The organism is Paenibacillus sp. ClWae2A, from assembly GCF_032452295.1.
In the GTDB taxonomy this organism is placed as follows: Bacteria; Bacillota; Bacilli; order Paenibacillales; family Paenibacillaceae; genus Paenibacillus.
Map to the genome: position 1 here is coordinate 285,436 of NZ_JAULSQ010000006.1, position 18,488 is coordinate 303,923.

13 protein-coding genes are annotated in these 18,488 nt (G+C 47.4%); 3 read left to right on the plus strand and 10 right to left on the minus strand.

Translation table 11 applies throughout. The annotated features are described in order from the left end of the window. Nucleotides 1–23 precede the first annotated feature (23 nt). From QVE09_RS19580 to nirB, 3 genes are all read right to left on the minus strand, one after another. On the minus strand, nucleotides 24–443 hold the full coding sequence (locus QVE09_RS19580) for a hypothetical protein (protein ID WP_315938128.1): 420 nt from the start codon (nucleotides 441–443) through the stop codon (nucleotides 24–26). A gap of 341 nt (nucleotides 444–784) precedes the next feature. Beyond that, the gene (gene nasC, locus QVE09_RS19585; protein WP_315938129.1) at nucleotides 785–2,917 is read right to left on the minus strand and encodes an assimilatory nitrate reductase catalytic subunit NasC; all 2,133 of its coding nucleotides are present in this window, start codon (nucleotides 2,915–2,917) and stop codon (nucleotides 785–787) included. A gap of 21 nt (nucleotides 2,918–2,938) precedes the next feature. Further along, entirely contained in the window at nucleotides 2,939–5,044 is a 2,106-nt protein-coding gene (nirB, locus tag QVE09_RS19590) for a nitrite reductase large subunit NirB (protein ID WP_315938130.1), read from the minus strand. Nucleotides 5,045–5,469: 425 nt separating this feature from the next. On the opposite strand from nirB, the gene QVE09_RS19595 reads away from it, so the two are divergent. After that, nucleotides 5,470–6,699 carry a nitrate/nitrite transporter gene (locus QVE09_RS19595; RefSeq protein ID WP_315938162.1) on the plus strand — a complete coding sequence of 410 codons (1,230 nt, stop codon included), beginning with the start codon at nucleotides 5,470–5,472 and terminating at the stop codon, nucleotides 6,697–6,699. Between the two features lie 145 nt (nucleotides 6,700–6,844). Here QVE09_RS19595 and fabF read toward each other — a convergent pair whose 3' ends face one another. Then, nucleotides 6,845–8,083 (minus strand): beta-ketoacyl-ACP synthase II, encoded by a 1,239-nt coding sequence (gene fabF / locus QVE09_RS19600; protein ID WP_315938131.1) that lies wholly within the window; start codon nucleotides 8,081–8,083, stop codon nucleotides 6,845–6,847. 138 nt (nucleotides 8,084–8,221) lie between these two features. Between fabF and QVE09_RS19605 the strand changes: the two genes are divergently transcribed. Together QVE09_RS19605 and QVE09_RS19610 are read left to right on the plus strand one after the other, a co-directional pair. Beyond that, nucleotides 8,222–9,085 carry a helix-turn-helix transcriptional regulator gene (locus tag QVE09_RS19605; protein ID WP_315938132.1) on the plus strand — a complete coding sequence of 288 codons (864 nt, stop codon included), beginning with the start codon at nucleotides 8,222–8,224 and terminating at the stop codon, nucleotides 9,083–9,085. A gap of 134 nt (nucleotides 9,086–9,219) precedes the next feature. Next, complete coding sequence (locus tag QVE09_RS19610; RefSeq protein ID WP_315938133.1) at nucleotides 9,220–9,894, plus strand: response regulator transcription factor; 675 nt, start codon at nucleotides 9,220–9,222, stop codon at nucleotides 9,892–9,894. A gap of 21 nt (nucleotides 9,895–9,915) precedes the next feature. Here the strand turns inward: QVE09_RS19610 and QVE09_RS19615 are convergent, their stop codons facing one another. The 6 genes from QVE09_RS19615 to QVE09_RS19640 all read right to left on the minus strand — a co-directional run bounded on the left by QVE09_RS19615 (nucleotide 9,916) and on the right by QVE09_RS19640 (nucleotide 18,434). After that, on the minus strand, nucleotides 9,916–13,140 hold the full coding sequence (locus QVE09_RS19615) for a response regulator (RefSeq protein ID WP_315938134.1): 3,225 nt from the start codon (nucleotides 13,138–13,140) through the stop codon (nucleotides 9,916–9,918). A gap of 197 nt (nucleotides 13,141–13,337) precedes the next feature. Beyond that, nucleotides 13,338–13,640 (minus strand): PAS domain-containing protein, encoded by a 303-nt coding sequence (locus QVE09_RS19620; RefSeq protein WP_315938135.1) that lies wholly within the window; start codon nucleotides 13,638–13,640, stop codon nucleotides 13,338–13,340. A gap of 71 nt (nucleotides 13,641–13,711) precedes the next feature. Further along, the gene (locus QVE09_RS19625; RefSeq protein WP_315938163.1) at nucleotides 13,712–15,670 is read right to left on the minus strand and encodes a methyl-accepting chemotaxis protein; all 1,959 of its coding nucleotides are present in this window, start codon (nucleotides 15,668–15,670) and stop codon (nucleotides 13,712–13,714) included. Between the two features lie 383 nt (nucleotides 15,671–16,053). Continuing rightward, nucleotides 16,054–16,893, minus strand: coding sequence for a MetQ/NlpA family ABC transporter substrate-binding protein (locus tag QVE09_RS19630; protein ID WP_397387066.1), 840 nt, complete (start codon nucleotides 16,891–16,893; stop codon nucleotides 16,054–16,056). A gap of 63 nt (nucleotides 16,894–16,956) precedes the next feature. After that, entirely contained in the window at nucleotides 16,957–17,628 is a 672-nt protein-coding gene (locus QVE09_RS19635; RefSeq protein WP_315938137.1) for a methionine ABC transporter permease, read from the minus strand. After that, on the minus strand, nucleotides 17,625–18,434 hold the full coding sequence (locus QVE09_RS19640; protein ID WP_315938138.1) for a methionine ABC transporter ATP-binding protein: 810 nt from the start codon (nucleotides 18,432–18,434) through the stop codon (nucleotides 17,625–17,627). Before QVE09_RS19640 ends, QVE09_RS19635 begins: the two co-directional genes overlap by 4 nt. Nucleotides 18,435–18,488 lie beyond the last annotated feature (54 nt).

The window sequence follows — 18,488 nt, forward strand, 5'->3', positions numbered from 1 at the left end:
CTATTCTCCTCCTTCATCGCTCTCTACCACAGACGTCCGGCAAGCATTGTAAAACGGATAAACACCACGTTATCTCCGTCTTGTATAACCATTGACTTGTCCAGTTCCTGCAATTCTTCATCGTTGAGAAACACTTTGTACAATCCATCCTCATAGGCGGTTATCGCTGTCTCCATCGCACCATTCAGATCAGGAACGCCCTCATTGTATACTGCGCCAAACCCGACTTTCCCCGCCGCTCCCTGCGCCTCAATATCATCCGGCATCAGGTAGGCGAGCAATTCAGCCTGTTGCTTCTTGTCCTGAAGCGCTTTTACTTGCAGAGCCACCATGTTCTCAATGAGCTGCCTTAACGTATGAGTTGTTTCCGGAAGTTCGGCAGCTTGCTTGGCAAGTACCGGCTTGCGCTTGCCCAGACTTTTTACCGTTATCCATACGTTCATTGCATTCCCTCCTTTGTCCTGCTCTATTTGAAGAAGCTTCCATAAGCCCCGATATCTATACCACGATGCGTAATAACCTAAACTCGAAATGACGATCTGTCTCAAAACAAATTCAAAAATACGTACATATGTACCCCTAATGAACATCATAACTAAAATTCAAGCCATATTCATGAGCCAATCCTCATGTTTACGTGGAACCACGGAACTATGACCTACTTGCGTACATATACGCAAAAAAGCCGCACAGTCTCATATAATTATGGACTGCGCAGCCGCTAAGCTAACATTAGAACAGTTTATGACGCCTGAGAACCTTTATAAACTGAAACCTGCATGAATCATCTGACCAATCGCAACGGTCGAATGGTTACGGCTGCTGTCTTGAACCCAGGCATTCGGCAGAACGGATCTAGCTCTGGTCTGGTGGCCCGATTCACGTTCTGAATGCCGCCCCAATGCATTGGCACGAACAAGGTATCCTCTCGAATCGAGTTCTTGATGCGCGAACGAACCGTGAAGCTTCCGTACACCGATTCAATCTCGACCCACTCTCCATCGTGAATACGATAACGGGCAGCGGTTGCCGGGTGAAGTTCAACAAAGTTCTCCAATTCACGAGCTGCCAGTGCCGGACTGCGATGTGTCTGCACCCCTGTAAGATAATGAGGCAACACACGCCCATTGGTGAGAATTAGGGGGAATTTCGGCGATACATCATTCCATCCCGAGCTGGATTCAAATGTGAATGCCGCTTTGCCGTCCGGGTGAGCGAATCGTTCACCGAACAGTAGTCCTTCTCCCTGCTCCTCCAGGGCAGAACACGGCCAGTATACCCCTTTCTCGTTACGCAAACGCTCATAGGTAATGCCATAATAATCAGCGACTCCGCCACGGCTCGCCACACGAAGCTCATTAAAGATATCCTCAGCAGTGTCATATTCAAAATAAGAAGCTGTGCCCAATTGCGCGGCAACCCGGCATAATATATCCCAATCATCGAGCGTTTCTCCCGGCGCAGGCCGCCCCTGTTCACGGAGCAGAACACGCCCCTCCAGATTGGTCAGTGTACCTTCATTCTCCATATAAGATGTAACCGGCAGAACCAGATCAGCCATTCGCGCTGTCTCGGATAGAAACATGTCTGCCACGACCAGAAAGTCCAGCTTGCGCAGACCTTCTTCCACCAAACGCACATTGGGATTGGATACAACCGGGTTGGAGCCCATTACAAACAACGCCCGAATCTCCTGATCATGGACCTTCTCCATCATCTCGTAAGCGGACACCCCTTTACCTGGCAAACTTGCAGGGTCCACGCCCCAGACAGATGCCACATAGGCACGATCGGCTTCAATTTCAATCGATCGATAGCCCGGCAGCTGGTCAGCCTTCTGCCCATGCTCCCGTCCGCCCTGCCCGTTCCCCTGACCTGTGATGGCACCATATCCACAACCTTCTCGGCCAATTTTGCCAGTCGCTAATACCAGGTTGAGAAAGTGCCTGACGGCCATATGCCCATCCGTCTGCTGCTCCACACCACGCGCTGTCATGATCATGCCTGTTTCTGCCTCACCGTATGCCATCGCCGCCTGACGAATCAGCGCCAGATCAACCCCGCATGCTTGTGCCGCCTGTTCGAGCTGCAGATCAGCCAATCCTTGCATTAATTGCTCGTATCCATGCGTTCGTTCGCCTATAAATTGAGGGGCCACCAATCCGGCATCCATAATCACCTTCAACATGCTATCTGCCAGCAGAGCATCCATGCCAGGCTTCACCTGCAAATGAAGGTCGGCAATGGCAGCGGTTGCCGTCTTGCGTGGATCAATAACAATAATGAAGGCTCCATTCTCCTTCGCTTGATTGAAGTATGGCAAAAGGGTAGGTTGGCATTCTGCAATATTGGTACCTGCGAGTACTATACAACCTGCCTTGGGAACATCGGACAGACGGAACGTCAATCCACGGTCCATCCCAAACACTTTACTGCCAGCTGAAGCCGCAGCTGACATGCAGAACCGTCCATTATAGTCGATATATTTTGTCCCCAATGCAACTCTGGCGAACTTACCGAGCAGATAGGCTGTTTCATTTGTCAAAGATCCGCCTCCGTAGACTCCGACCGTATCTGCTCCGTATGAATCCCTCAAGTCCTGAAACCGCTCTGCGATGGTCTGAATGGCCTCCTCCCAGGAACAGGGTTCAAGCTCGCCATTGCGCCGAATCAGCGGATGCATTAACCGTTGACCACTGAGCGCATGTTGATGAGCATTCATACCCTTCACACACAACCTGCCCTGCGAGGCTTCATTCGGAACACCCTGAACCGTATACTCACCACGACGCTGCCCTGCAACAGGTACGGCCAGTTCTTTAACAGTCATCTTGCATTGCACACTGCAATACGGACACTGGGTTTCCTTTACATAGAGCTTGGAGGCTATTGGTTCTGAACTCACGGATAATCCCATCTTTCCATCCCCGCCTTTCATCTATATATCAGCTTGAAGTGTAGCTGCAAGTTCCTTCTGTAACTGGTCATCCAGCAGCGTTTCCCGAATCGACATGAATCCCAATCGTTCCGTCCATGCCCATAACGGCTCATCATACCAAGCGGTTTGTCGATACCATTGAAGGCAGGCTGATGCGAGTGCTGCCGCTTGTATCTCTGTTTCAGCCACCCCGAGCAAGCCACCTTGCTTGACCGGATGTTCTGCGTGACCGCCTGCGTATATCTCCCATCCAGCCGGTGAAGCCAGCAAGCCGATATCCTGCACTAGTGCGCTCACCAATGACCCGGGTCCTGGTGCGACTCCCATATTCACCGGCGACGGCATCGCTGCGTCGATCCAACGCGCACGAAGCTGTGCAGCCAAGCCACCCGCATCCCTTGCATAAAGTAACTGTGGAATATGATCATCCCAGCGTACCTGAATCTCTGAGTGGCCTTCGATCTCTCGAGCAACTATTGTTCCACCGGATACCTGCAAGTAATAGTGGATCACTGGACGACATACCGTGCAGCCATGCTCCGCTCCCCAACCCAGTTGCTTCAGGATCAAGGGCAGGTCTGTCTCCCGATCAACGATGTCAGCCAGCATTTCCTTCAGCTCTGCATGGCCAAGATCCGTACAACTGCATACAGGCATTGGAGCAGGTTTATCCGGTGTGGCTACTACTCCAGTACCCCCATTATTTTTCAGGTTATGCGTATGCTTCAACAGAGCAGCCACCATCGGGCGACAGCCACCGCATGAACCCGACGCTTTGGTCTGCTCCTTCACCTGATCTGCCGTTTCCAGACCCTGTTCCTGAATGGCCTTCATTATCGCAGCCTTGGTCACATTGTTGCAGGCACATACGGTCTCCTGAGCCGGTAATGCCGCAGCAGCCATCTCAGCCGGGTCCGGAGCCCCTTCACGCGGAGCCAGTTCCGCCACATCTGCGCCCCGTTGCACAAGTCCAAGCAATGCCGTTCCTTCGGTTGTATCTCCAAATAAAATGGCTCCACGCACTTTGCCAGCCTGCATCAGCACTTTTTTATATGTGCCTTGAATGCCATCCAGATGTTGAATTGCAGTCTGCATGCCTTCCCCACTGATCTCACCCGCCGAGAAAACATCAACCCCCGATACCTTCAACTGTGAGTAGGGAATAGATCCTTTGTATTCAGGCGTTTCCTGTCCACAGAGCGTACGTGCGAGCACCTTCCCCTGTTCGTATAAGGGGGCCACCAGACCATAACTGATTCCCCGATGTTCGGCACATTCCCCAACTGCGTAAATATCCGGTACACTGGTGCGCATATAATCATCTACCATAATGGCCCGATTGGTTGCGATTCCGCTTCGTCTGGCCAGATCCACATTTGGCCGAATTCCTACAGCGACAATGACAACCTGAGCTTCAAGCTTGGAACCATCTGTGAACAGCAGTCCCTGCGCCTGGGATCGTCCGGTAATTTTCTGCGTATTTTTGGACAAAAGAAAGGACATGCCCTGGTCTTCAAGCTCCTCCTGAAGCATCGCGGCCGCTTTCTGATCCAATTGTCGGTTCATAATGTAAGGTGCATTATGGACCACCACAGCTTCCATACCCAGATGCAGTAACCCGCGTGCAGCCTCCAGTCCAAGCAATCCACCACCAATAACGGCGGCCTTTCGATATTCTCTGGAATAGTCAGACATCCGCGTACAATCATCAATGGTCCGGAAGGACATGACCCGCTCTTTATCCATACCCGGAATCGGTGGGATAAACGGTGAAGACCCTGTTGCCAGAATCAGGACATCATATGTTTCTCTTAGTCCGGATTCAGTCTCTATATATTTTCCTCGGGTATCAATTCGGCGCACCGTTTCACCTGCGCATAGCCGGATTTGATGCTCGGCATACCAGCTCCAATCATTGATTATGATATCCTGTAACGAATGCTCACCCTGCAATACTTTCGATAACATGATCCGATTGTAATTGGGACGCGGTTCATTGCCGTAGATGACAATCTCATACGTATCAGGCTCCAGTGCGATGATCTCTTCAACACACTTCACTCCAGCCATGCCATTCCCGATAATCACCAGTTTACTTCTGCTCATGGGCTGCCCCCTATCTCTCTCACCTGAAAATAAACAGAAAAATCCCTTCTCCATGATTCGGAAAAGGGCACCGTTGCCTCCGGAATCCACACGCCTTTGTGTGGATTCATATTAGATTCAGATTAAGGGAATCTCAATCTAATGTCAACTAAATTAACATTAAAAATGCGAATAACGATTCAAAAATGAATTATTCAAAATTCCATGTAATTTTTATTGACATACACATTTTCTCTTGATTATAATTTGAATCAAAATCACAGTGCTGTGATCAACTCAGATGCGGGAACACAATGACGTGTACCGCCTGTCGGCAACGGGGCCGCAAATCGTTCTTAACTGGACGAATTGCGGCCTTTTTCTGCCTCATTAAGCACATAGACAAATCTCGAAGATCTCAATTGGATGAGGAGCGATGATGGATGATGGAGAGCAAAAGTTTTTGGAAAAGCGGGCATAAGCCCACCCTCTTCGGGGCGTTTATGTATTTTGACATCAGTTTTATGATATGGGGGATGCTTGGTCCACTCGCAGTTGTCATTGCATTGGATTATCCGATGACTCCGCTGGAAAAGGCTAATCTGGTCGCATTGCCTATTCTCGGCGGCTCCATCCTGCGGCTTGTGCTTGGCTTCATGTCTGATTATATCGGTCCGAAACTAACCGCACAGATCGGGATGCTCGTCACCTTAGTTCCCTTATTACTCGGCTGGTTATGGGTGGACTCCTTAAGCCAACTGTACGTGGTCGCACTCTTGCTCGGTGTCGCAGGCGCCTCCTTTGCTGCTGCGCTACCGCTGGCGGGCCAATGGTATGGCAAAGAGCATCAGGGTCTGGCCATGGGTATTGCCGGGGCAGGTAACAGCGGAACCGTACTCGCGACATTGTTTGCCAATCGCTTGGCTACGCATTTTGGCAGCTGGGAAGTTGTGTTCGGACTTGCTATTATACCAATCGCTATTGTATTTATTCTCTTTTCTCTCTTTGCCAAGAATAGCCCTAACCGGCCTGAACCCAAGAAATTGTCCCAATATGGAAGTCTGCTTAAACAAAAAGATGCCTGGGTATTCTGTGCCTTCTATTGTGTAACCTTTGGTGGTTTCGTTGGATTATGTAACTATCTCACCATCTTCTTCAACACCCAGTATGGACTTTCTCCTGTTCGAGCCGCAGACATTACCACCTTCTGTGTAATCGCAGGCAGTTTCTTCCGGCCTGTAGGGGGTTATCTGGCGGACAAAATTGGGGGAACCCGGATGCTGACTTTCCTGTACACAGGAGCCTGCATCATGTTGATCGGAGTATCCTTCATGCCACCGCTTCCGGTTGTAGTAGTCATGCTGTTCCTCGGTATGATGTGTCTGGGAGCCGGAAATGGCTCCGTGTTCCAACTGGTTCCCCAACGTTTCGGTAATGAGATTGGCTTGATGACAGGTATTGTGGGTGCCGCTGGCGGATTGGGCGGATATGCACTGCCGCTGATTCTCGGCCAACTCTACAGTAGCTATCAATCCTATACACCGGGCTTTGTCATTCTTAGCCTGATTGCAGCAGCTTCCCTGTTCCTTGTTCTCTTCATGCAATCTCGCTGGCGTGTGAGCTGGTTGAATCGGGGCAGCAAAGGCATGGCGGAATCGACGTCTCTCTCTTCTTGAGGCGTACAACCACTTGGCCGTTAACCAAGGTACAGTGTTTACGAGTGATCCATAAGTAACCAAAGAAACAGCGTTGCCCCATCAGGCAGCGCTGTTTCTTTGGTTACGGCTTTCTTTCTGCTTAAAGCTGCTTTTTCTTTTTGGCTTAAGATGAATACTTTTGAAGAACAATAACCGCATTATGACCGCCAAAACCAAAGGAATTAGACATCCCAATCCGCAGCTCCGCTCTTCTTGCCTCGTTTGGTACATAATCCAGATCACATTCAGGGTCACTCTGCTCCTGATTGATTGTTGGAGGAATGATGCCATGCCGCAGACTTTGGATAAGTGAGATCGCCTCCGCACCACCTGCTGCACCAAGCATATGTCCCGTCATGGACTTATTCGCTGTGACCGGAATATCATAGGCACCTGTCCCAAAAAGTTGCTTAATCGCTCTCGTCTCAGACAGATCACCTGCCTCCGTACTGGTGGCATGAGCATTAATTACATCAATGTCTTCAGGCTCAATCTGAGCTTCTTTCAGTGCTGCTTTCATCGCCAGATATGCCCCCCTTCCTTCCGGGTGGGTAGCTACCATATGATACGCATCTGAACTGGCACCATATCCAATCACTTCGGCAAGAATATTCGCCCCTCTTCCCAGTGCATGAGATAGTGACTCAACAACCAGAATTCCAGCGCCCTCCGCCATGACAAAACCGTCTCTTCCCGCATCAAATGGACGACTTGCTGATTGGGACGCTTCATTTCTTGTTGACAACGCTGTCGCATTACCAAAGCTTGCCAGCGACACTTCGGTTACAGCCGCTTCTGTCCCGCCAGCAATAATGACATCAGCTCCGCCATGACGAATTACCCGGAAAGCCTCTCCAATAGCTGTATTGCCAATGGAACAAGCTGTTACTGGCGACAATGTCGGTCCCCAGCAACCAAACCTCATACTGACCATAGCCGCAGCCATATTGGATATCATCATAGGTACCAGTGTTGGGCTGACTCGCGCAGGTCCCCGATCGGACAGGACCTTGCCTTGTTCCATCAATGTCCGGATGCCACCTATGCCTGAACCAATATATACACCTACCCGTTCACGGTCCAGTTCATCCATCACAAGACCCGATTGCGATACAGCCTGGTCCGCAGCAGCAACAGCAAATTGAACGAATCGATCCATACGCCTTGCTTCCTTGCGTCCAAAACGCTCTTCACCATCAAAATCACGGACTACGCCAGCGATTCTGGTTTTGTACAAAGCTGTATCAAAATGTTCTATAGGCGATACACCTGATCTACCTTCAATTAATCCATTCCAGAATGTATGTACATCATTTCCCAAAGGAGAGATGACGCCCATACCTGTAATCACGACTCGTTCCATGTCCATCCTCCTTCAGCGCTGTTGTCTACCTTACTCTTACGCTCTGCCACTAATAGTGCACTTTTGAATATCCTATTACAAGTTGTCAATTATAATAGTATAATGACTACCATGATAACGAGGATTGAAGGTGATGGATTGAACTACGATGTCAGGTTACAGGCATTGTCTACTTTTCTGAAAACACAGCGTTCCAAAATTTCTCCCGAATCGGTCGGTTTACCCACTGGAAGTCGGAGAAGAACGCCTGGGCTGAGGAGAGAAGAGGTTTCCCAACTGGCAGGAGTGAGTACAACATGGTATACCTGGCTTGAACAAGGTCGGGATATTCAGGTCTCCCATTCCGTGTTGGATAACATTGCTTCAGCACTGAGGCTTACTGCAGATGAACGAAAGTATCTGTTTTCGCTCGCCATGGAGCATCATACGGAGCTTCCCACACTTGAAGAAGAACCGGTTCAACTTCACCCTTCCTTGCAGAAAATTTTGCAAGAACTGCATCACTGTCCTACCGTGATCTCGGATCGACGTTGTTACATTGTCGGCTGGAATGATGCAGCCCGGCATGTTTTTATGGATTTTGAACAGATTCCCCCTGAACAGCGGAATATGATCAGTCTGTTATTTGATCGAAAGGAATTTCGCAGGCTCGCGGTGAACTGGGAGGATTTTGTTAGCGGATTTCTGGCGATTTTTCGTGCTTACTATGGTCAGTACGTTGATGATGAATGGTATAATTTATTTCTGGATGACATGATGAACAGACATCCCGATTTTCATACCCTTTGGAAACAAAGCAGCGTCAGCAGTGCCCCGGATGTATTAATCGAATTCAGGCATTCCAAAGCAGGCAAAATGTTGTTTGATCTGACTTCGTTGCAGGTTCAGGGTAGTTCCGATCTGCGTTGCAGTGTCTACACCCCTGCGCCAGAGACCGCTACCGAGCGCAAGCTGCTGCGCCTGATCGAGCGTGAAGCTGATCCACATGCTGGCAAGCATTAAATCGATTTTCTCACCTTCTTGGAGTCATGTTAGAGTCTTGACATCCTCATGTAGCATGTTTTAAATATCAGGTATATTAAGTTAATCCATGGATCTTAGTCCTTCTACAAGAAGGGGGTTCAGAAAGGAATATCATGACGAAAGTGCTTATCATAGAGGACGACAACATGTTAGGCGATACATTATCCTTGTACTTACAAGGTGAAGGATATGATGTTACTCGTGTCGATAACGCAAGAGATGGTCTTCTACAGCTTCAAGCGCGGCCTGATATCCTGCTTCTTGACTTGATGCTCCCTGATTCGGGTAATAAGAATCCTTGTTCTCTCATGCGCCAACATACGGCAATCCCCATCATTGTCATCTCTTCGTTAACCGAAGTTTCTGAGCGAATCCAATCATTAACAGATGGGGCTGATGATTATGTATGTAAACCTTTCAGCATGCAGGAACTGAAAGCACGTATTGAGGCTGTATTGCGTCGTTACTCCATATTAAACAGCTCTGTTGCCACTGAACAGGAAACCGGAATATCTCTCGATCTGGCGCGAAGAACCGTTCTGTTGAATAACCAGCGAGTGGAGATGACGTTTTCCGAATTTGAGATCATGAAGCTGTTTATCCTCAATCCTGGCAAGGTCTACAGTCGATATGCCCTGATTGAAGCCATTCGTGGTATTGATGCCTACATTAATGATCGCACCATCGATGTGCATATTACAAAGCTTCGTAAAAAAATTGAGGACAATCCAAAAAACCCCCAATACATTCAAACCATCTGGGGGGTCGGATATAAGTTCACACCTTAAAATAATACAACTTTATTGAGATCACCATGGCAGAGAACCGGTAATTTTATCAATCTCCTGTTGCACCTTCTCTAATACCGAGTTTAGTGCTTCTTCTTCGTGTAACGGACCCGATAAGAGCAGCTCCAGCTGGAGAACCGCACACATCAGGTCCACTGCATGCAGATTCGCAGCTACGCCTCGAAGAGAGTGAACACTACGGATTACATCAGCAATCTGCTGTTTCTGAAGCTGAATCGCCAGTTTTTTCTGATACGAGCCATACTCCATTCTGAATTTCGTGAGGGCATATTGCAGAATATGCGGCTTTCCGTCCATCTGTCTGATCGCCTTATCTGCATCAATTCCATGGATCGCCCTTATGCCTTTTAGATCAATCCATTTTGCCAAAATGTCTTCGATCTGTTGTTCATGTATGGGCTTAGTCAGGATGGCATTCATGCCTGCTTCAAGATATAACTCGTGGTCCCTTGTTAAACCATTCGCTGTAAGCGCGATAATGGGGGTACGATCATATTTCCTCATCTTGCGAATGTGCCTCGCTGCATCAATCCCGTTCATATCTGGCATATAAAGATCCATCAGAATCAGTTCCCATGTTTGTTCGTCCAATTTCTTCAAAACCTCTGTGCCACTGTTTGCCAGCGTCACCTTGAATCCGATATGTTCCAGCATGGCCCGAATGGCCAGTTGATTGATTTCATGATCTTCAGCGATCAGAATATGCCCTTTCAAGTTACGTGAATAGAATTCGTCGACTTCTACCACCTGATGTTTCTCCAGCGGTCCTTCGCCCTGAAGTGCAAGTATGACTTCAAACAATCCCAGACGTGTAATCGGTTTGACCATCATGATATCCGGGTGAATGGATTTTTCCTCAGTCCAGAGGGCGTTCTCACTGAATGCATGCGTATAACCTACCACCTGAATTTTCGTTCGATCTAATCGCTTCATCAGGTTGTTCCAGGCCGAACCATTGTGTGCGTGCTTTGCATCCATATTCATCATAAATAAGATTGAACTTATCCCCTCTGCATCAGGTACACCCCAATCACTTTCCATCATATGGTTCAACGAAGGATATAGCTTTGGCTTCATCCCGAATGAGTGGAGTATCTGCTTCAGACTTTCGCCCATTCGTTCATCTTCTTCAACGATAACCACATCATCCGCACAATAGAGAAGAGGGTATGTTTGCAGAAAGGAACTTTCTTCTTCCGAATCTGCAAGTTCAAATATTAAGTCGAATGAGAACAGACTGTACTCTCCCAGCACACTATCCACCCGCAAGCTTCCTCCCATGGAGGTCACCAGAAGGTAACAGATGACCAGCCCAAGACCAGAACCACCATATGTTCGATACGTTGAAGGTTCCGCTTGAGTAAACGGGACAAACAGCCGTTCCAATTGTTCAGGTGACATTCCAATTCCCGTATCCTCTACCTCAAAACGGACCTGAACTCGCTCCGCCTCCAATGAAAGCACCTCTGCCTGCAACGTTACATAGCCATGCTCCGTAAATTTAATCGCATTACTCAGCAGATTCAATAACACCTGTTCAAGTCGGAATGGATCACCAATCACCGTTAACGGCAGATCGGGATCGGTTGTAAAGATCACCTCAATATCTTTGTGCCCGACGGCCACACCGATCTGATCTGCCACACGTTTGATCACATCCTCTGGTGAAAAAGAGACCTTCTCTAATATCAGCTTGCCTGCCTCAATTTTCGAAAAATCAAGAATATCATTTACGAGGGCAAGCAAGGTTTGGGAGGACGCGTTGATTTTACTCAAATAATCCTTTTGTTGTGGAGTTAGATCTGTTCGTTGAAGCAACAACGAAAAACTGATAATGCCGCTCAGTGGGGTACGAATCTCGTGGCTCATGAATGCGAGAAACTCACTCTTTGCCTGGCTTGCTTTGTCGGCCTTAACACGCCTATAGTGATCTGAAATGTCATGAATGACTGCCTTAATTTTCTCACTCGAGTTGAGTACTTTAACAGGGTATAGGTGAACTCGAACATGCTGCTCATGACCTTCTCCAACAATGAAACGCAGTTCCGTATCCTGGACTATATTGTGATGTAAGGCTTTTTGGAAAACTAACAACCAGTTCTCCAGCTGTTCAATGAACAACAATTCTTCAAGCTGACGCCCAATCACTTCCTGCCTGCCGAGACCGAGCACATCCAGAAATTTCTGATTAACCGACACAATACACCTGTTGCTGTCCATACCGACAAACCAGTCTGCCGACACTCGCTCAAGTGTTCGATATCGCTCTTCACTTTCTTGAATCCTTCGTTTAACTGCTCTGTGTTCCGTGATATCGAGTCCATATCCCACGACATATTTCACCACACCCTCTTCTCGAAGAGGGCGAACGTTCACCAACGAATAGTAACCTCCATGCTCAATCTCGTAAAAAAAAGATTCCCCTTCCCATGCCCGGTTAAACTGTTTTCGCAGAAATTCTACCTTTTCCTGAGGTAAAATATCCAATGTGCCCAGTTTGTAATCTTGCTTCAGACTGCTCATATCCAAACCCAACCGGGCGAGCATCTCTCCTTCAAGTAGAAGATATTCGAATTTCCCGTTCTGTTTTCGGATTTTAAACGTAAACCCCGGCTGCATACGAAGCATCTCCAGCATTTCCTGATCCCTTTGAATGACCAATCTCCTATATCGATGATTTTGGTTCAGATAATACAGGAATAATATAACGAACAGCAGGCAGATACATTGAAAAAAGAGAATCTGCCCCATCATTACCAGAGTAGGAGAATTGATCTTTAGTACAGAAAACCCATACACAGCAATCAGCAGCAACGCTCCCGACAACCACTTCTGCATAAATCCTCTGATATACTTAAAGATCAGGCAGATGGCTACAACAAATAATAACTCTGTCAACGCATACTGCCAGTTCTCCAACAAGGGATTACGCCCCATATTAATCCGAAAAATCCACATGAATGCAAAAGTAACGAAAGCAGAGCCAGCCCCACCAAAATAAGCAGCAAGCAGATACACACTGGCCCGGAAATTCAATAATGTACCATCCTCAAGCACAATAGAGAAATAATAGAGCGCCGTGCCCAACATGCTCAGCGTTATACCAATAATGATCCGAGTCGTGATGGATGTTGAACGGGTAGCATTTGTATGGTTCAGATAGTGATGAATCAGGAAAACAAAGATCAAAATTAGCGTGAAATTTAATACAAGATCGCGTAGCAAATGGTCACCGTCCACATTACGACTTCAGGATTTCATGCATTCAATGAATGTTGTCAGATTCACGGTCGCAGTTCCCCAGTACACAAATCATAGTATGCCAGGCTCCCTTATTCAATTGACGATATTGACCATTTTCTTGAAAATAATTACTACTTTCAGCTAACATACCCTTATCACAAAACAATGATTTTTTTTCATCAACATTCATCATTAAATATGCTGATATAAAAGAGAGCATCGTCCAAATGAACCGATGTAATCGTAACTTGGGCTTCCCACAATTCCTGATTAGCCTTCATCAGTTTGGCTACGCCGGACCAGGTCTGATTTCCTCTCCAGTGGGTATCCATTAGCAACCGGGCAGGCTGACCTATGGTACTCTCCCGTGAGAATCCTGTTTTGGTTACATAAACGGAATTCACATCGAGAATCACACCCTCCTCATCTGTAATCATGACCGCATCCGTTAGCAGTAAGAAGGCTTTGAGTTCTAGTTGCATGGTTGTCCACTCCCTCTAATGAAACATGATGTGATTTCGTCCCTGTGTGATACTCTCTTCTACGATCCCGTTTAATACTTAAACTGTCTAATCAGGCGCTGCAGCTCTTCAGCCATGGTAGACAAGCCACGAGCCGAGGCAGAAATCTGCTCCATCGCTGCCAGTTGCTCCTCTGAGGAAGCGGCCACTTCTTCGGAAGTTGCGGCGTTGCCAGACGCAATGCCTGCCAACTCATTGGATACAGCAGATACTTCCTGTACACCTGCTGTAATCTCTTGTGACGTAGCTGCAATCTCTTCAATCTGAGGTGTCGTTTCACGCATGCTATCCAGAATACGTTCAAACTTCCGAATCGCTTCTGTGGAGATTTCCATGCCCTCACCAACCTCTGAAGTCACCTTCTCCATCATGCGAACGGAAGCAGCCATATCTTCCTGTACCGCCGTAGTCAGCACGGTAATTTCATTGACGGACTGCCCGGATTGCTCTGCCAACTTGCGAACCTCTGCTGCTACAACGGCGAATCCATTGCCATGTGTACCTGCACGGGCAGCTTCAATGGATGCGTTCAGCGCGAGCAGATTTGTCTGTTTGGCTATATTTCCGATTAACTCCGTGATGGCTGAAATTTGATGTGATCGTTCATATAACGCCTGAATCATTTGGTTTGTCTGTTCTACCGTCTCTTGAATCGATTGCATCTGACTCACCGTCTGCTTGACGGTGTTGCCGCCTTCTTCTGCTTGTACAGTTGTATGTTTCGCCAGATCAGCGACATGTATGGAACGCTCGGCAATTCTTGTAATGCCAATCGTAATTTCATTCATGGCCTGGTGGTTATGTTCAATACCCTGGGTCTGTTTCTCCGCACCACTCGCAATTTCCTGAATGGCTCGCGCGACCTGTTCACTGGCTGCACTGGTTGATTCCGCACTCTGAGTCATTTCATCCGATGAAATGACTACCTGACTGGCGCTGTTCTCCACATTTTGAATCAACACGCGCAGGTTGCTCTGCATTTTGCCAAATGCTTCACTCAGTTCACCAATCTCATCATGACTTGTGCTTGTAATGGTCTGGGTTAGATCTCCTTCGCTCACCTGAATCGCCTGATCCTTCAACTGACGAATCGGTTTAACAATCGATCGCATCACCAGCCAGATGATCAAAATTCCGATAACCAGAAAAGAAACGATGACCATAATCGTTCGATTCAGAATAGGCGCAGCGGCATCCTCTACTTCTGAGGAGAACATGGTGCCTGCGACCTTCCATCCTGTGGATGCATTCGTGGCGTAATACATAATCTTATCAACCTGATCAAAGGTATAGTTGAAGTTACCGGATTCATTCGTATACACTTGTGTCCAAAAATCTTCTGTTGCATCTGCTCCAGGTTGCATCGTCGGATGATAGATATACTTTTCGCTGGCATCCAACAGAATCAGATACCCCTGTTCTCCTACTTTAATTCCGCTAACCAATTCACTAATGTCCGACAGATCGAGATCCAGTTGAACCACACCGGATTGGTCTTCCAGTGCCTTCGCAATTGTAATGGTGATCTCTTTCGTCTCAGCAGAAATATAAGGATCTGTAACAATCACCTGCTGTGGAGTAGCCATCGCTTCCGTGTACCATGGTCTTGTTCGCGGATCATAATCTTCAGGCATCTCCGCATCAGAGGACATCAGATATACACCTGCCTCTGTGCCTACACCTATGGTGATGATATCGGTGTTCTGCGCAGCGTACCCCTTCAATTCGTTCACAACCCGAACCTCAGCATCTTCTTGTCGTAATTCCTCTGCAAGTGTATTCGCATAGTATTCGATATGATTCCGTTTGGCATGGATCGAAAGATCTATCGTTGCACTGGCAAGGTTTACGTTTTCCATCGCACTATGTAAAATTTGCTTCTCTACTTCATCTTTCGCACTGTTATACGATAAAACTCCAATACTTAACGAAGGAATGGCCAGGAAAGCAATAAAGGACACCACCAGCTTGGTCTTAAAGTTCTTATACATCTTGTTGAACCAGGTCGGTTTACTATTTTGTTGGGACAAATTTCTCTACCTCTTCCAGATTAATTTTAGTTTTACTTGTTCTAGCTATTGTTGTAATTCATTTCTCTTATCCGGAATATTCTCCAGATATTAAAAACTAGGTCTCCATTCTTGTGAAAAACACTTTTCAAGCTAAAAAACATGATTAAATCTCTTAATTTATAATCCTAAAGAACTATTTTCAAACAAATTATACAAAAAAACTATTAAATAAAGTATTCCAGGGATATGACCAAATTGTTAACTTTCTAAATACTTGTTAATAAGCATGCAGATGACAAAAAAAAAGATCCAAGCATTATCGCTCAGATCTAAAGGCTATTCATATTGGACCAACGTATTCTCTATTTAAATGCCGGGATCGCAATATCTGCGTATTTCTCTTCGAAGAAGGCTTTGACCTCTGGACCCGTCATACGTTTAGCCAGCTTCTGAATAGCTTCGGAGTCCTTATTATCCTCACGGGCAACCAGGGTGATCGCAAAATGGGAATCATCCTTCTCGGTTAACAGTGCATCCTTTTTCGGTGTAAGACCGAGCGGACTGGCATATGCAGGTGTCATGGCTACCAGATCAGCATCATCCATCATACGAGCCAGCATCAACAAGTCCACTTCCTCAAACTTGAAGTTCTTCGTATTTTCGGTGATGTCTGCCTGTGTCGCGTTAAAACCTACGCCTTCCTTCAGCTTAATCAATCCGTTCTGCTCCAGCATCACAAGAGAGCGACCAATGTTGGAAGGATCGTTTGCAATTGCGATCGTTGCACCTTCTGGCAATTCCTCAATCGTTTTGTACTTTTTGGAGTAGCCGCCATAGATGGCATTATAGATAGGCTGCACAGCCACCAGGTTTGCATTGTTTGCCTCATTATATTGGTTCATGTAAGGCACGTGCTGGAAGAAGTTTGCATCCACTTCCTTGTTCGCGAGTGCCGTATTTGGTTGAACGTTATCCGACAACACAACAACTTCCAGATTGACGCCGTCTTCCTTCAATAGTGGCTTAACAATATCCAGTACGTCTGTCATCGGTGGAATCAATGTGGCCACTTTCAGCGTAACTTCTTGTGCAGCTTGTGTATCTTCTTTTGTTCCTTCAGCCGCAGGTGTTTCTTCTTTTTTGCCACAAGCAGCGACGACCAACATCACTGCAAGCAACATAAGCATCATTTTTGCTTTCATTTTATGTCTACCCCTCATTCTATAATCTGTATTGGTTATTCTTGATACTGCTCTGTCATCCGCTTAAGATCTGCGATCCAGCCAGTGGGACAGTCTGCTGCCTGTGAATTGGATCATCTGTACCAGGATAATCATAATGATGATCGTAAATACCATAATCTCCGTTTCGAAGCGTTGATAACCGTAGCGAATGGCAAAATCACCAACCCCGCCGCCACCTACAATGCCCATCACCGTCGAGTAGGAGATGAAGCTAATCGTAGCTGTGGTGAGTCCCAGTACAAGTCCAGATCGTGCCTCCACGTACAGGAATTTCACCACAAGCTGCATCGTCGATGCCCCCATGGATGAAGCAGCTTCAACCACTCCCTTCGGTACATCCAGCAACGCTTGTTCCACCAGTCTGGCGTAGTATGCAATCGCAATGATCGAGAGTGGAACGGTTGCCGCCAGTGTACCGATGGAAGTTCCCACAACAATTCGTGTGAATGGAATCATGAATACCACCAGCAGTAAAAACGGAAACGAACGAATGATGTTCACGACACTGCCGAGTACAAAGGATAACGTTTGATTCTGATACCGTTGTCCTCTCCGGAATAAGTACAGAAGTGTACCCAGAGGTAATCCAATCAGAACAGCTGCCGCAATGGAGATGCCCACCATGACAAAAGTCTCTCCGATCGCCTGCCATATTTCATGCTGATACTTGAGCACAGATTCAGGTAACCTCATGACTTGTCCCCCTGTTCTGCCTGACGGAACAAAGACGAACCTGCCATCCCGTATTCGTCACCCGCAAGCAAGGAGGTCAGCAGATCCGGTTGGGGAGCGGGGATACTGCTCACTTCCGCTTCAGACAATGTCCGAACAAGTCGCCCATCCTTCATGACGGATATCCTGTGACATAGTCTGCGAGCCACTTCCATCTCATGCGTCACTACGACAATGGTCACGCCCAGCGTTTCATTGATATGACGAAGCACATCCAGTATGCCGTTGGTGGTCTGTGGATCAAGCGAAGAGGTCGGTTCATCACAGAGCAGCACATCCGGACGACTGGCGAGTGCTCGTGCAATCGCCACACGCTGCTTCTGTCCTCCGCTAAGCTGAGCAGGATATTGATCCGCCTTGTCTTCCAGTCCAACAAACCTCAGCACCTCAAGTCCACGTTCGACTCGCTGTGTACGGGACATACCCGCCAGTTCCAGCGGCATGCAGACATTGCCACTCACCGTTCGATTACTGACCAGATTGAAGTGCTGAAAGACCATACCAATGGACCTTCGTGCGAGACGCAGCGTGCGCTCATTCATCTGGGTCAGGTGCTGCCCATTCACAACAACCTCACCATCATCCGGCTTTTCCAAACCATTGAGCATCCGCAGAAGTGTGGATTTGCCTGCGCCACTCGAACCGATGATGCCGTGAATTTCACCTTGTCCCACTTCAAGCGAGACCGAGCTTAACGCTTCGAATCCCTGATCTGCACGGGAACCGCGCTCGTTATAACGTTTGCTTACACCATATAATGAGATCATGGAGAGTCCTCCCGTGAATGATCATGCATGGTTCTTCAAGAACACATGAAGAAA

Coding starts and splice junctions, on each gene's coding strand:
- QVE09_RS19640 (WP_315938138.1), bottom strand. CDS start 18,434: ATGATCTCATTATATGGTGTAAGCAAACGTTATAACGAGCGCGGTTCC.
- nasC (WP_315938129.1), bottom strand. CDS start 2,917: ATGGGATTATCCGTGAGTTCAGAACCAATAGCCTCCAAGCTCTATGTA.
- fabF (WP_315938131.1), bottom strand. CDS start 8,083: ATGGAACGAGTCGTGATTACAGGTATGGGCGTCATCTCTCCTTTGGGA.
- QVE09_RS19630 (WP_397387066.1), bottom strand. CDS start 16,893: ATGAAAGCAAAAATGATGCTTATGTTGCTTGCAGTGATGTTGGTCGTC.
- QVE09_RS19580 (WP_315938128.1), bottom strand. CDS start 443: ATGAACGTATGGATAACGGTAAAAAGTCTGGGCAAGCGCAAGCCGGTA.
- QVE09_RS19625 (WP_315938163.1), bottom strand. CDS start 15,670: ATGTATAAGAACTTTAAGACCAAGCTGGTGGTGTCCTTTATTGCTTTC.
- QVE09_RS19595 (WP_315938162.1), top strand. CDS start 5,470: ATGGAGAGCAAAAGTTTTTGGAAAAGCGGGCATAAGCCCACCCTCTTC.
- nirB (WP_315938130.1), bottom strand. CDS start 5,044: ATGAGCAGAAGTAAACTGGTGATTATCGGGAATGGCATGGCTGGAGTG.
- QVE09_RS19610 (WP_315938133.1), top strand. CDS start 9,220: ATGACGAAAGTGCTTATCATAGAGGACGACAACATGTTAGGCGATACA.
- QVE09_RS19635 (WP_315938137.1), bottom strand. CDS start 17,628: ATGAGGTTACCTGAATCTGTGCTCAAGTATCAGCATGAAATATGGCAG.
- QVE09_RS19620 (WP_315938135.1), bottom strand. CDS start 13,640: ATGCAACTAGAACTCAAAGCCTTCTTACTGCTAACGGATGCGGTCATG.